15 protein-coding genes are annotated in these 14023 nt (G+C 64.6%); 9 read left to right on the forward strand and 6 right to left on the reverse strand.

Annotated features, from left to right (window positions below; translation table 11 throughout):
* Positions 1–3: 3 nt before the first annotated feature.
* Positions 4–1335, reverse strand: coding sequence for an FAD-binding oxidoreductase (locus IQ16_RS01925; protein WP_018645044.1), 1332 nt, complete (start codon positions 1333–1335; stop codon positions 4–6).
* Between the two features lie 232 nt (positions 1336–1567).
* Positions 1568–2374, reverse strand: a complete 807-nt coding sequence (locus IQ16_RS01930) for an undecaprenyl-diphosphate phosphatase (protein ID WP_018645043.1) — start codon at positions 2372–2374, stop codon at positions 1568–1570.
* Positions 2375–2543: 169 nt separating this feature from the next.
* On the opposite strand from IQ16_RS01930, the gene IQ16_RS01935 reads away from it, so the two are divergent.
* The 3 genes from IQ16_RS01935 (at position 2544) to IQ16_RS01945 (ending at position 5361) form a co-directional block, all read left to right on the forward strand.
* A complete protein-coding gene (locus tag IQ16_RS01935; RefSeq protein WP_018645042.1) occupies positions 2544–3236 on the forward strand; it encodes a glutathione S-transferase family protein in 693 nt (230 codons plus the stop codon).
* Positions 3185–4360 carry a tRNA epoxyqueuosine(34) reductase QueG gene (gene queG, locus IQ16_RS01940; protein WP_018645041.1) on the forward strand — a complete coding sequence of 392 codons (1176 nt, stop codon included), beginning with the start codon at positions 3185–3187 and terminating at the stop codon, positions 4358–4360. Before IQ16_RS01935 ends, queG begins: the two co-directional genes overlap by 52 nt.
* 203 nt (positions 4361–4563) lie before the next feature.
* Entirely contained in the window at positions 4564–5361 is a 798-nt protein-coding gene (locus IQ16_RS01945; RefSeq protein ID WP_018645040.1) for an acyl-CoA thioesterase domain-containing protein, read from the forward strand.
* A 116-nt stretch (positions 5362–5477) separates the two neighbouring features.
* On the opposite strand, the gene IQ16_RS01950 is transcribed toward IQ16_RS01945, so the two are convergent.
* Together IQ16_RS01950 and IQ16_RS01955 are read right to left on the reverse strand one after the other, a co-directional pair.
* On the reverse strand, positions 5478–5945 hold the full coding sequence (locus tag IQ16_RS01950; protein WP_026312309.1) for a nuclear transport factor 2 family protein: 468 nt from the start codon (positions 5943–5945) through the stop codon (positions 5478–5480).
* 159 nt (positions 5946–6104) lie between these two features.
* The gene (locus tag IQ16_RS01955) at positions 6105–6893 is read right to left on the reverse strand and encodes an alpha/beta hydrolase (RefSeq protein ID WP_018645038.1); all 789 of its coding nucleotides are present in this window, start codon (positions 6891–6893) and stop codon (positions 6105–6107) included.
* A gap of 251 nt (positions 6894–7144) precedes the next feature.
* On the opposite strand from IQ16_RS01955, the gene infC reads away from it, so the two are divergent.
* Positions 7145–7684 (forward strand): translation initiation factor IF-3, encoded by a 540-nt coding sequence (infC, locus tag IQ16_RS01960; RefSeq protein WP_080648110.1) that lies wholly within the window; start codon positions 7145–7147, stop codon positions 7682–7684.
* Positions 7685–7924: 240 nt separating this feature from the next.
* Here the strand turns inward: infC and IQ16_RS01970 are convergent, their stop codons facing one another.
* Positions 7925–8326, reverse strand: coding sequence for a hypothetical protein (locus IQ16_RS01970; protein WP_145831165.1), 402 nt, complete (start codon positions 8324–8326; stop codon positions 7925–7927).
* 272 nt (positions 8327–8598) lie between these two features.
* Here IQ16_RS01970 and rpmI point away from each other — a divergent pair, with 272 nt between their 5' ends.
* Positions 8599–8799, forward strand: coding sequence for a 50S ribosomal protein L35 (gene rpmI, locus IQ16_RS01975; protein WP_008539890.1), 201 nt, complete (start codon positions 8599–8601; stop codon positions 8797–8799).
* An 80-nt stretch (positions 8800–8879) separates the two neighbouring features.
* Positions 8880–9239, forward strand: coding sequence for a 50S ribosomal protein L20 (rplT, locus tag IQ16_RS01980; RefSeq protein ID WP_008143961.1), 360 nt, complete (start codon positions 8880–8882; stop codon positions 9237–9239).
* 8 nt (positions 9240–9247) lie between these two features.
* On the opposite strand, the gene IQ16_RS01985 is transcribed toward rplT, so the two are convergent.
* Positions 9248–9673 (reverse strand): hypothetical protein, encoded by a 426-nt coding sequence (locus IQ16_RS01985; protein WP_018645036.1) that lies wholly within the window; start codon positions 9671–9673, stop codon positions 9248–9250.
* A gap of 151 nt (positions 9674–9824) precedes the next feature.
* Here IQ16_RS01985 and pheS point away from each other — a divergent pair, with 151 nt between their 5' ends.
* From pheS to pheT, 3 genes are all read left to right on the forward strand, one after another.
* A complete protein-coding gene (gene pheS / locus IQ16_RS01990; RefSeq protein WP_018645035.1) occupies positions 9825–10907 on the forward strand; it encodes a phenylalanine--tRNA ligase subunit alpha in 1083 nt (360 codons plus the stop codon).
* A gap of 215 nt (positions 10908–11122) precedes the next feature.
* Entirely contained in the window at positions 11123–11569 is a 447-nt protein-coding gene (locus IQ16_RS01995; protein WP_018645034.1) for an endonuclease domain-containing protein, read from the forward strand.
* On the forward strand, positions 11566–13974 hold the full coding sequence (gene pheT, locus IQ16_RS02000; RefSeq protein WP_018645033.1) for a phenylalanine--tRNA ligase subunit beta: 2409 nt from the start codon (positions 11566–11568) through the stop codon (positions 13972–13974). The genes IQ16_RS01995 and pheT overlap by 4 nt, the downstream gene beginning before the upstream one ends.
* Positions 13975–14023: the final 49 nt, after the last annotated feature.

Below are 14023 nucleotides of genomic sequence, written 5' to 3' on the forward strand. Positions count from 1 at the left end.
GGCCTAGACCTCATCAAACAGGCGTTGTGAAAGTTTCGAGCGGATGTTGCCGTTGGGATCGAGCGATTTGCGGATCGCGTTGAAGCGGCGCAAGGCCGGATAGCCGGCCTCGAACGTGGCGCGCGACTGGCGCGCGTCCTTGGCGAGATAAAGCCGGCCGCCGGCCGCGACGACGAGACGGTCGATCTCGTCGAGGAAGTCCAGGATGTCGCCCTTCACGGGAAAATCCAGCGCCAGCGTGTAGCCGGGCAGCGGAAACGACAGGAGGCCGTCGCCCTGGCCGAGCTTCTTCAGCACGGCGAGGAAGGAGGCATCGCCGCGACGCGCGACGCGTTCGAGGATCTCACCGAGCACGGCGCGCGCCCCGGCTTCCGGGATCACGCATTGGTGCTGCAGGAAACCGCGTTTGCCATAGATGCGATTCCAGTCACTGAGGCTGTCGAGCGGGAAGAAATAGGGATAGAGCGAGACCACATGGCTGCCGCCGGCGCGCCGCGCGCCCATGCGGTAGTAGAGCTCGTTGAAGGCGCGGATGCTGTAGCGGTTCAGCGTCATCGACGGCATGTCGATTGGTACGCTGAGGCCGGGATCTTTGCCGACCGGAAATGCGTCGGCACCGTCCGCAAGCTCATCTCTATCGGCGTGCTCGCCGAGATAGATCAGCGATCGGCCGAGACTGCGGCCGCGCGCGGCGCAATCGATCCACGCCACCGAATAGGTCGCGGTATCGCCCGCATCGAGCGCGCGCATCGCCGCATCGAGATCGGATGCGGAAATCACCCGCTCGCGGATCCATCCCGTTTCGACCGGGCGCAGCCACATCGTCGCTTCGAGAATGACACCGGTGAGGCCCATGCCGCCGACGGTCGCGAAGAAGGCGTCGGAGTGCTGTTCGCGCGAAACCTCGATGGTCTCGCCCTCGCCGGTGCGCAGCAGGATGCTGTCGAGGTAGCGGCCGAAACCGCCCTCGCAATGATGGTTCTTGCCGTGCACGTCGGACGCGATGGCGCCGCCGACCGAGACGAAGCGCGTGCCGGGCACGACGAAGGGCAGGAAGCCGCGCGGGCCAAAAGTGTCGATCAGGTCCGCCAGCAGCACGCCGGCCTCGAGGCGAATGCGGCCCGTGGCCGGATCGAACGACCTGATCCGGTCGAACCCGGTCATCCCGACGGTCCTGGCAGCGCCGATCGCGGCATCGCCATAGGCGCGGCCGTTGCCCCGCGCCACCGAGCCGGTCACATCAGCGACGGCGTCGCCCACGGCCTCGAACGAGCGCGGACGCAGCAGATCGGTATCGACGACCGGGAAGCGTCCCCAGCCGGAGACGAGGGTCATGGTTCAGCTCCTGTGCCGAGCGGGGACCGCGCTGCGTTGGAAACTGCCTACCGGTCAAAAGCTTATTTTACGTTGAAGGCGCCGGTCCAACCCAACGGCGTAGCCCGGATGGAGCCAACGGGTCGGCGCGAAGCGCCGCCCGATGACAGGCTCCGCGCAATCCGGGAATCGTGCCACAAACGACTGCCGTCCCGGATTACGCTGCGCTCCATCCGGGCTACGGGCCATAAGCTTACCGCCCCAGCGCCAGCGCGATCAGGCCGAGCGTGCCGACAATGACGCGCCACCAGGCGAACACCACGAAACCGTGGCGGGTGACATAGGTCAGGAACGTCTTCACCACGATGATCGCGGTGATGAACGACACGATGAAGCCGATCGCGACAATACCCATGTGGTCCATCGTCATCTCGGAGCGGTTCTTGTAGAAGTCGTAGGCGAACGCGCCGATCATGGTGGGGATGGCGAGGAAGAACGAGAACTCCGCCGCCGCGCGCTTGTCGGCGCCGAGCAGCATCGCCGCGACGATGCTGGCACCGGAGCGCGACACGCCCGGGATCATCGCCACGCACTGCGCGATGCCGATATAGAGATACATCAGCAGCGGGAACCTGGTGGCATCGTGCTCGCGCGGCTTGAGATCGAGCTTGTCGACCCAGAGCAGGATGGCGCCGCCGACGATCAGCGTGAAGCAGACGACCCAGGGGTTGAACAGCACGCTCTTGATGTATTTGCCGGCAACGAGGCCGACGACGACGGCGGGCAGGAACGCGACCAGCACGCCGATCACGAAACGGCGCGCATCGGCATCGCCCGTGAAGAAGCCGATCACGACGTCCCAGAGCTTCCTGAAATACAGCCCGACGATCGCGAGGATCGCACCCAGCTGGATCAGAACGGTAAACGAATCCCAGAAGGCGCCTTCACCAAGATGGAAGAAACGCTCGGCGAGCAGCAGGTGGCCGGTCGAGGACACGGGAAGGAACTCGGTCACACCCTCGATGATGCCGAGGATCACTGCCCGTATTGCGTCTGACATATTTACGGTCCATTTCCGCTGGAAAAGCGGGGCTCTTCTCGCCTATTCCCCCCAATGCTGCAATCGCTAAATGCGGCATCGCGCTCTTGCTTCGCGGTTTTGAAGGACTAGTGTGGCGCCGCACAAACATTGATGGAATCTTAAGCACCATCAAATAGTCAAAGGCTTCATGTTTACGCTGTTTCATCATCCGTTCTGTCCGCATTCGCGCTTCATCCGCCTGATCGCGGGCGAATACGGGCTCGACCTCAAGCTGGTCGAAGAGCGCAGCTGGGAACGGCGCGAGGCATTTTTGCTGCTCAACGCGGCAGGCACCACACCTGTGCTGGTGGACGACGAGCAGCCGCCGATCCCGGGCGCGGCGATCATCGCCGAATATGTCGACGAGGCCTATGGCGCCGGGATGGGACCCAAGCGCCTGATGCCGGAGACGGTCACCGAGCGCGTCGAGGTGCGCCGGCTGATGGCCTGGTTCAACGAGAAGTTCTTCGAGGAGGTCTCGCATCCTCTCGTCACCGAGCGCATCTACAAGCGCTTCATGAGCGAGGAGAACGGCGGCGGTCCGCCATCAGCCGACGTGATGCGCGCGGCCAAGGCCAACGTGCGCTATCATCTGGCCTATATCGGCTGGCTGGCGCAGACGCGTAACTTCCTCGCCGGCGACCGGTTGACCTACGCGGATCTCGCCGCCGCGGCGCATCTCTCGGCGATCGACTATCTGGGCGACGTGCCATGGAGCGAGGACGACGCAGCAAAGGCGTGGTACGCGCGGGTGAAATCCCGTCCGTCGTTCCGTCCGCTCTTGAGCGAGTGGCTGGCCGGCGTGCCGGCGTCGCGGACCTACGTGGACCTGGATTTCTGAGCTCCGATCTGACTGAACTGAAGGCAGCGCTCGAACGCGAGGCGCGCGCGCTCGGCTTCGACTGCGTCGGCGTCACGGCGCCCGGCACAATCGAGACCGCCGGACAACGTTTTCTCGAATTCATTGCGTCGGGCGGGCACGGCGACATGGACTGGCTCGCGGCGCAGCCGGAGCGGCGGGTCGATCCGCGCGGGCTGTGGGCCGACGTGCGCAGCGTGATCATGCTCGGCGTCAATTACGGTCCCGACTCCGATCCACTGGCGATCCTGACACAGCGCACGCGCGCGGCGATCTCGGTCTATGCGCAGGGCGACGACTATCACGACCTCATCAAGAAGCGGCTGAAGGCACTGGCACGGTGGCTGGTCGCGACCGTGCCAAGCGACGTGAAAGTGTTCGTCGACACCGCCGCGGTGATGGAGAAGCCGCTCGCGCAGACCGCGCATCTGGGCTGGCAGGGCAAGCACACCAACCTCGTCTCGCGCGAGTTCGGTTCCTGGCTGTTCCTCGGCGCGATCTACACCACGCTGGCTCTGCCGCGCGATGATGCCGAGATCGATCATTGCGGCTCGTGCCGGGCGTGTCTCGACATCTGCCCGACCGCAGCATTCCCCGCGCCCTACAAGCTCGATGCGCGGCGCTGCATCTCGTATCTGACCATCGAGAACAAGGGGCCGATCCCGCACGAGTTTCGCAAAGCCATCGGCAATCGCATCTATGGCTGCGACGATTGCCTCGCCGCCTGCCCCTGGAACAAGTTTGCGCAGGAGGGACGCGAGGCCAAGCTCGCGGCGCGTGATGAATTGCGCGCACCATCGCTTGCCGAACTTGCACGGCTCGACGATGCCGCGTTTCGCACGCTGTTCACGAAGTCGCCGGTGAAACGCATTGGCCGCGACCGCTTCTTGCGCAACGTGCTGATTGCGATCGGCAACTCCGGTGATGTGGCGTTGGCGAAAGAGGCGCGGCGATTGCTGGATGATGGGAGCGCGCTGGTGCGTGGCGCTGCGGTGTGGGCGTTCGGGCAGCTGGTGTCGCGGGAAGAGTTTGAGGCGATGAAGCTGACTGCGGCGAACAACGAGCACGACGACAGCGTTCGCGAGGAGTGGCGGGCCGCTTCCTGACCCAGCGCTGTCATTCCCCGCCTAGTGCGCAATTGCGCACGGGGGCGGGGAATCCAGTACGCCGCGGCTTCTCGATTCTATCACTGCGGTCTCGGAGTACTGGATCGCCCGATCAAGTCGGGCGATGACAGTGGCGCTTGTGGCAACGACGCTCGCCCTCACCACACTTGATTTCCCCACCCATTCCCGCAAAGTCGCGCGCCATGACAAACATGCCTTTCTTCACCCGCGAGGGCGATACATTCCATCCGACGGAAGTCGCCAATGGTCCGTGGGATCCGAAATCGCTGCACGGACGCGTCATCGTCGGCCTGCTCGGCTTCGCCATCGAGGAGCGCCACTCGGGGCCCGAATTCGTGCCGGCGCGACTCACGGTCGACATGTTCCGGCTGCCGACCATCGACAAGCCGATCGAAGTGACGACGCGGCTCGTCCGCGATGGACTGCGCATCCGCGTGGTCGAAGCGGAGTTCGTTTCCGGCGGCGTCAGCATGGCGCGCGCCTCGTGCCAGCTGCTGCGCAAGACGCAGAACCCGGACGGCAATGTCTGGTCGCCGCCGAACTGGGACGTGCCGAAGCCATCAGACATTCCGAAACCGACTGATCCCAGGCTCGGCATGCACGGCAAATGGACGACGCGCCCGATCGTCGGTCACATGGGCTCGCTCGGGCCGCGCCGGCTGTGGATGAGCGAGGTGCGCGAGCTCGTCGCGGGCGTTGCGATGACGCCGTTCGTCCATGTTGCCGTCGGCGCCGACTTCGCCAGCCCGTTCGCGAACGCCGGCGACAAGGGGCTCGGCTACATCAACAGCGACGTCACGATCTATCTCCACCGCCTGCCGGTGACGAACTGGATCGGCTTCGATGTCGTGAACCACCAGGCCACCGACGGCGTCGCGATCGGCGAATGCTGGCTCTACGACGAACAGGGTCCGATCGGCACCGCGACGGTCGCAGCGCTGGCACAGCGCAAGCCGATGCCGAAGGTGACGCCGCCGTAGTTGTCATTCCGGGGCACGCGAAGCGTGAGCCCGGAATCCATCTCATCTCCTGGACTGGGGCCCGATGGATTCCGGGCTCGCGCCAAGAGGCGCGCCCCGGAATGACGGGAGAGAGCCTACGCCAGATGCCGCTTCATCTCCGGCCGCGCCTTCAATTCGGCACCCTGCTTGCCGACGATCTTGGCAATTCGCTCCGGCGCGAACTTCAGGTCGACGAACGCCGGCGCGGTGTTGGCGACCTCGTGATAACAGGCGATCCTGCCGTCACGCAGCGTCATGATCGCGACGCCCTCGAACATCGCCCGCGCGCCGTTCGCGTCGGGCAAGGTCGAACGATAGCTGAAAGTGTAGCGTGCATAGAGCGTGGTGCCGTCGGTGACGGGATCATGCATGTCCCAGCGGAAATCGGTCGCCGTGCGATAGAACCAGTCGTCGATCATCGCGGCGATCTTCTCGCGGCCTGCGAACGCGCCGTAGAAGACGTCGTGATAGACGCCGTCCTCGGTGAACAGCTCGGCGAAGGCACGGCCGTTGCGCTGCTCGACGGCGTCGCAGAAGACGCGCAGCATGGCGGTGGTGGTCATTGGCGCGTCTCCCAATTCTCCGTCATGCCCCGCCTGGTGCGCAATTGCGCACGGGGGCGGGCATCCAGTACGCCGCGGCTTCTCGATTAGAAACGACCGCCTCTGGAATACTGGATCGTCCGCCTTCGCGGACGATGACACCGATTGTTTAGAGACACTTCACCCGATCTCGGCGACCGCGGCAAGAATGCGCGCGATGTCCTGCGGGCGCGACAGGCGGTGGTCGCCGTCCTGGATCATGGTCAGGACGACGTCGTCGGCCGGCAGGCGATGCGTCAGCGCAAACGCGTGCTGCCAGGGCACGTCAGGATCCTGCGCGCCTTGCAGGATGCGGACGGGGCAGCCGAGATCGATGGCGCCGCCCAGCACGAGATGGTTGCGGCCTTCCTCGATCAGCTTCCGCGTGATCGGATAGGGCGAGCCGTCGCCATAGTCCGACGGCCGCAGCCAGAAGCCTTTGGTCTCGATCTCCTTCTTCACCGCGGCCGGGAATTTGTTCCACATCAGCTCCTCGGTGAAGTCGGGCGCCGGCGCGATCAGCACGAGCCCGGCCAGCGACGCCTTGCCGGCGCGCTTCCTGATCTCGCGCGCCAGCAGCAGCGCCATCCAGCCGCCCATGGAGGAGCCGATCAGGACTTGCGGGCCGTCGCAGAACCGCTCGAACACGGCGACGCTATCCTCGAGCCAGCTTCCGATGGTTCCGTCGGCGAAATCGCCGCTGGATTCGCCGTGGCCGGAATAATCGAATCGGACGACGGCGCGGCCATGCTCGTGGGCCCAGGCGTCCAGCGCCACAGCCTTGCCGCCCTGCATGTCCGACTTGAAACCACCGAGCCAGACGAGGCCGGGACCCTTTCCGGAGCGGTGGCGCACCGCGATCCGGCGCGCGGACTCGCCCTCGCCCACATCGATGAAATCGAGCACGGCATCGGGACTGGCATTGGTCATGGAACGTTTACTCTGGCTGTGCGGTTTGAGTTGTCGGGGCGTGTTCCGAAAGCAAGCCTGATATCGGCATTGTCCCTTTGGGACGCTTGCGGAACAGAAGCAAGGTGTCTATGTCCGTCAACGTGCCGGAGGGCGTGGCCAAAATGCCTCGCATTTGAGGGTATTTCGACCGCGGCACGAGCGAATTGCTTGCCGGCAAACGCATCTTCCTTCAAAATAGCCGCTTCTTTCACAACTTTGGAGAACCACCCATTCGCCGTCCTAATAAAGCTCCGCCCGCTGCCAGCAAAGACGGGCCGCGCATCAATGATGATATTCGCAATGCGCAGATCCAGCTGATCGATCAGACCGGTGACAACAAGGGCACGGTCGAGACGGTCCTCGCCATCCGGATGGCCCAGGAAGCCGGCATGGATCTGGTCGAGATTTCGCCGAATGTCAGTCCTCCGGTCTGCAAGATCATGGACTACGGCAAGTACAAGTATTCCGCTCAGAAGAAAGCCGCGGAAGCCCGCAAGCGGCAGAAGACCGTCGAGATCAAGGAGATCAAGCTCCGCCCGATGATCGACGACCACGATTACGACGTGAAGATGCGCGCGATGCAGCGGTTCTTCGAAGAGGGCGACAAGGTCAAGATCACGCTGCGCTATCGCGGCCGCGAAATGGCGCACCAGGAGATCGGCACCAAGCTTCTGGACAAGATCAAGACCGACGTCGCCGAGCTCGCCAAGGTCGAGCAGGACGCGCGGTTCGAAGGTCGCCAGGTCGTCATGGTGCTGGCGCCGCGCTGACAGCAGCTCGTTAGGACTTTCTAAGAGTTCAACGGCCCGTCCGGATTTCCGGCGGGCCGTTTTGTTTTGCCGAGGTAGTGCCGCGGGCGCTGCTGCACCCTCTCCCGCTTGCGGGAGAGGGTGGCGCGAAGCGCCGGGTGAGGGCTCGCGCCTCTTGGGGGTTTCTCGCGAGAGAAGACACCCTCTCCCCAACCCTCCCCCGCAGGCGGGGGAGGGGGCGCACCGCATTATTGGCGGCGGCTATGTCCGCGTCGCCTGCCAGGTACCGCTGCAGTAATCGCCGGAAATGATGCCCCTCCACGAACCGGCGCCGTACATGCCGGCGAGCCGGCCGCCGCCGCTGGCATGGGAGGCGCCGACCGAGACCTGGACGGCGACAGCCCCGGCGCGGTTGACCCGACCCGAGACCCGACCACCGCCGGCCGACGAGACGCGGCTTCCTGTCACGGTGAAGGGAACGCTGTAGCCCGAGCTGCAATTGCCGCGGGTGGTGGCGAAGGTGACGTTCCAGATGCCGTCATAGCCGCCGGCGCGAGCCTCGGCAGTTGACGGCATAGCCGTGGCGAGCACGGCGAACAGCGCCAGATGGCGCGGACGGGCGAAACCGCCCAGCGAAGTCAGAAATTGCGGGAAATGGGCCATTTTGGACCTGCTTCAGGCGACAAGGCTTGGATATGAGGGTAGCAACATCCAATAGTCGGCGGGCAGGTTTCGGCGGTTCATCGTTGCCAATTGGCTTGTCCTCTGTCATAAGCCCAGCCTTCATCGCCCGGCTGATTAAGGGCTGCCGTGGCGGTGTTTCGTGCGGGTTTCGCGCTTGTTCGTAAAACCTGAGCACAATCAACGCTCTAACGAGCATTTTTGACGGCCAGCCGCCTTCGCGGGCGGATCTCTATGGCCATTAGGAGAGCCAAATGCCCAAGCTGAAGACCAAATCGGGCGCTAAAAAGCGCTTCAAGGTGACTGCCACCGGCAAAGTGATGCACGCCCAGCGCGGCAAGCGTCACGGCATGATCAAGCGGACGAAGAAGCAGATCCGTCAGCTCCGCGGCACCCGCGTGCTGTTCAAGACCGACGGCGACAACGTCAAGAAGTACTTCTTGCCGAACGCCTGATCGCGTCCACGATCACTGCCATCCCTGCCGCATTCCGTGCGGCAATCCGATAACCAAAGTCATCTCTGAAGGATTTCGTCATGTCTCGCGTCAAACGCGGTGTGACCGCCCACGCCAAGCACAAGAAAGTCTACAAGGCCGCCAAGGGTTTCTACGGCCGCCGCAAGAACACCATCCGCGCCGCCAAGCCGGCCGTGGAAAAGGCCCAGCAATACGCCTTCCGCGACCGCAAGCGTAAGAAGCGGACGTTCCGCGCGCTCTGGATCCAGCGCATCAACGCTGCCGTCCGTCCGTTCGGCCTGACCTACAGCAAATTTATCGACGGCATGGCCAAGTCCGGGATCACCGTGGACCGCAAGGTGCTGTCGGATCTCGCGATCAGCGAGCCCGCGGCGTTCCAGGCGATCGCCGAGAAGGCCAAGGCGGCTCTGGCTGCTTAAGGCTTGCGCTAGCGGGCCTTTGGGCCCGCAGCCTTCAGCGCGCGTTGCGAGTAGCGCTGGGCCACCTCCGCCCGGCAAAAAGCTGCGAACGAGAGATACATGGTGCCGGACTTGTTCCGGTATTTCTGGTCGCAGACGCGCATCTCGCGTTTGTAAGCCTGCTGCTGCGCCGTGTTGAGACCGGGCATGAAGTCCGCCTCGCACTTCTTCTCGACGGCGGCGCCGAGCTGGACATCGCCGCTCGCGGTCAACTGGCAATCCTGAAACACCTTCATCGCGCTTTCGCAGCTCTTCTGCTTGTTGATGGTGTCGACGACCTCATCCAGCGTCATGGATGTCTCCATGCAGACCATGGCGCGCGCAGGGGTGCCTGCGACCGACAGGACAACGGCCAGAACGGCAGGACAAACGGCACGACAGGATTTCGACAGCATCGCAAAGGTCTCCCCGTATCCTCCTTGGTGCCGGGTCCCCGCGCAGGGTTCAACCCAGCCGGCCATGTGCCCGAAATGACCGGCTTTTTGCTTGACGTTACGGCCTTCGGGCGGCGACAACCCAGCCGAATTTAGAGCCAAGGATTTGACAGTGTCCGACCTCGCAACGCTCGAAACATCCATCCTCGACCAGATCGCCACTGCGGCCGATGAAGCCGCCCTGGAAGCGGTGCGCGTCGCGGCCCTCGGCAAGAAGGGCTCGATCTCGGCGCTGCTTGCCACGCTCGGCAAGATGTCGCCGGACGTGCGCAAGACGCAAGGCGCCGCGATCAACCTCGCCAAGGACAAGGTCACGCAGGCGCTCGCAGCCCGGCGCGACGTGCTGAAGTCGGCGGCGCTCGATGCACGGCTCGCGTCGGAAACCATCGACGTGACCCTGCCGCTGCGCGATGCGGCGGCTGAGGCCGGCCGCATTCATCCGCTCAGCCAGGTCTGGGACGAGCTGACCACGATCTTCGCCGACATGGGATTCTCGGTCGCCGAAGGCCCTGACATCGAGACCGACGACTACAACTTCACCAAGCTGAATTTTCCGGAAGGCCATCCGGCGCGCGAGATGCACGACACCTTCTTCTTCCATCCGAAGGAGGACGGCTCGCGCATGCTGCTGCGGACCCACACCTCGCCGGTGCAGGTGCGCACCATGTTGAGCCAGAAGCCGCCGATCCGCGTGATCTGCCCGGGCCGCACCTATCGCATCGATTCGGACGCGACCCACACGCCGCAATTCCACCAGGTCGAAGGCCTCGTCATCGACAAGAGCTCGCATCTCGGCCACCTCAAATGGATCCTGCACGAGTTCTGCAAGGCGTTCTTCGAGGTCGACCACATCAACATGCGCTTCCGGCCCTCGTTCTTTCCGTTCACCGAGCCGTCGCTGGAAGTCGACATCCAGTGCCGCCGCGACAAGGGCGAGATCCGCTTCGGCGAGGGCGAGGATTGGCTGGAGATTCTCGGCTGCGGCATGGTGCATCCGAACGTGCTGCGCGCCTGCGGCATCGATCCCGACGAGTACCAGGGCTTTGCCTGGGGCATGGGCATCGACCGCATCGCCATGCTGAAATACGGCATCGCCGATCTGCGCCAGCTGTTCGACAGCGACGTCCGCTGGCTGTCCCATTACGGCTTCAAGCCGCTCGAAGTGCCGACGCTTGCGGGGGGATTGAGCACGTGATGGCAGTGATTGGCCATACGACGACTCTCTCCGTTCCCTCCGCGGAGACAACCCTCTCCCTACCCCTCCCCCGCAAGCGGGGGAGGGAATGGATGGAGCGAGCGCGTGGCCTTCGTTTCGTGGGGACGTACTCTCTGGCCGCTCGACAGGTCGAGCTCCCTCCCCCGCCTGCGGGGGAGGGTTGGGGAGAGGGTATTTCCTCAATGGGGTTGCCAATGGTCGATCCTGAACATCCTGATTGGAAGGTACCACCCAAGCTTCGAGCGAATGCGCGTACGCTCAGGCGCAATTCAACCGATGCAGAACGTATCTTGTGGTCGGAGCTGCGCGCCGGCCGATTGAACGGCGCGAGCTTCCGCCGCCAGGTGCCGATCGAACACTACATCGCCGATTTCATCTGCCACGCGGCCAAGCTCGTCATCGAACTCGATGGCGGCCAACATTTCTCGGACGAAGGCGAGCGCGCCGACGCGCGTCGCTCTGCCGCGATCGAAGCGAAGGGCTTCAAAGTGCTCCGCTTCAGCAATCTCGATGTCATGACCAATCGTGGCGGCGTTCTCGAAACAATTGCGACCACCGTCGCGGAGAGAGCCCCCACCCCAGCCCTCCCCCGCAAGCGGGAGAGGGAGCAGACCGTCTCCGTGGAGAAGAAACAGCCATGAAATTCACCCTCTCCTGGCTGAAGGACCATCTCGAGACCGACGAGCCGCTCGAAAAACTCGCCGACAAGCTCACCATGATCGGGCTCGAGGTCGAGAACATCGAGGACAAGGCGAAGGCGCTGAAGCCGTTCACCATCGCGAAGGTGATCTCGGCCGAGCAGCATCCGAATGCGGATCGCCTGCGGGTCTGCATGGTCGACACCGGCGACGGTGGCGCGCCCGTGCAGGTCGTGTGCGGCGCGCCGAATGCGCGTGCGGGGCTCGTCAGCGTGTTCTCAGCCCCCGGCACCTACATTCCCGGCAAGGACATCACGCTCGGCGTCGGCACCATCCGCGGTGTCGAGAGCCGCGGCATGCTGTGTTCGGCGGCCGAGCTGCAGATCTCCAACGACCATGACGGCATCATGGAATTGCCGGCGGACGCGCCGATCGGCGCTGCTTACGCCGAATGGGCTGCGCTCGGCGATCCCGTGATCGAGATCAACCTGACGCCGAACCGGCAGGACTGCACCGGCGTGCACGGCATCGCGCGGGATCTTGCCGCCGCCGACATGGGCAAGTTCAAGGACCCCACGATCAAGCCGATCAAGGGCGAATTCCCGTGTCCGGTGAAGGTCACGGTCGAGGACGTCACGCTCTGTCCCGGCTTCGCGCTCCGCCTCGTGCGCGGCGTCAAGAACGGGCCGTCGCCGGAATGGCTGCAGAAGCGGCTGACCGCGATCGGTCTGCGTCCGATCAACGCGCTGGTCGACATCACCAATTTCATGACCTACGACCGCGCGCGTCCGCTGCACGTGTTCGACGCCAAGAAGGTGAAAGGCAATCTCCTCGTGCGCCGCGCGCGCGAGGGCGAGACCCTGCTGGCGCTCGACGGCCGTACCTATAATCTCGATCCCGCCATTTGCGTGATCGCGGACGAGCACGGCGTCGAATCGCTCGCCGGCATCATGGGCGGCGAAGCCTCGGGCTGCGACGAGACCACCACCGACGTGCTGATCGAATCGGCGCTGTGGAACGAGATCAACATCGCCCAGACCGGCCGCAAGCTCGGCATCAATTCCGATGCGCGCTACCGCTTCGAGCGCGGCGTCGATCCGGCTTTCATGGTGCCCGGCCTCGAGCTTGCGACGAAGCTCGTGATGGAGATGTGCGGCGGCGCGCCGTCCGAGAACGTCGTGGTCGGCAAGGCCTTTGGCGACGACCGCGTGATCGATTTCCCTGTCACCGAGGTCAAGCGCCTGTCCGGCATCGAGGTGCCGCAGGTCGAGATGAAGCGCATCCTGACCCATCTCGGCTTCATGATGGCGGGCCCCGGCCCCGTCGTGAAGGTCGCGGTGCCGTCGTGGCGCTCCGACGTGCACGGCAAGGCCGACATCGTCGAGGAGATCGTCCGCATCTTCGGCGTCGACAAGGTGCCGATGACGCCGTTCGAGCGCGGCGAGGACGCGCGCAAGCCCGTGCTGACCCCGCTGCAGCTGCGCACGCGCCGCGCCCGGCGCGCGCTCGCCAGCCGCGGCATGGTCGAGGCGGTCACCTGGTCGTTCATCGCAAAACCCGCGGCCGAATTGTTCGGCGGCGGCCAGCGCGAGCTCGAAGTGGCGAACCCGATCGCATCCGATCTCTCGGACATGCGCCCGACCTTGCTCGCCGGCCTGATCGCGGCGGCGCAGGCCAATGCCGATCGCGGCTTTGGCGATGTCGCGCTGTTCGAGGTCGGCCAGGTCTTCAAGGGCGATCGCCCGCAGGACCAGTTCATGGCGGCGAGCGGCGTGCGCCGCGGCCTGGCTTCGGCCGAAGGTCTCGGACGGCACTGGACCGGCTCGGCGCAGGCCGATGTGTTCGACGCCAAGGCCGATGCGCTGGCGGTGCTGGCCGCGGCCGGCGCGCCGATGCAGGCGCTGCAGATCGTCTCCGGCGGTCCCGGCTGGCTGCATCCGGGCCGCTCCGGCACGATTCAGATCGGGCCGCAGAACGTGCTCGGCACTTTCGGCGAGGTGCATCCGCGCGCGCTCGAGGCGCTCGGCGCCGACGGGCCTCTGATGGTGTTCGAGGTGATCCTCGACCGCATCCCCGAGGCGAAGAAGAAGCCGACCCGCGCCAAGCCCGTCATCGAGCTGTCGGCATTCCAGCCGGTGTCGCGGGACTTCGCTTTCATCGTCGATCGCGCGGTCAAGGCCGGCGACATCGTCCGTGCCGCGCAGGGCGTCGACAAGAAGCTGGTCACCGGCGTCAACGTCTTCGACGTCTATGAGGGCAAGGGCATCGAGGACGGCAAGAAGTCGATCGCGGTCGCCGTCACGCTTCAGCCGCGCGAGAAGACCCTGACCGATCAGGAAATCGAGGCCGTCGCCGCGAAGATCGTGGCGGAGGTGACGAAGAAGACCGGCGGCACGTTGAGAGCATGATGCCGAAAAGTGTGAAGCGGTTTTCGGACAACATCATGCTCCAGAATCA

Source organism: Bradyrhizobium huanghuaihaiense (assembly GCF_007830635.1).
In the GTDB taxonomy this organism is placed as follows: Bacteria; Pseudomonadota; Alphaproteobacteria; order Rhizobiales; family Xanthobacteraceae; genus Bradyrhizobium; species Bradyrhizobium huanghuaihaiense.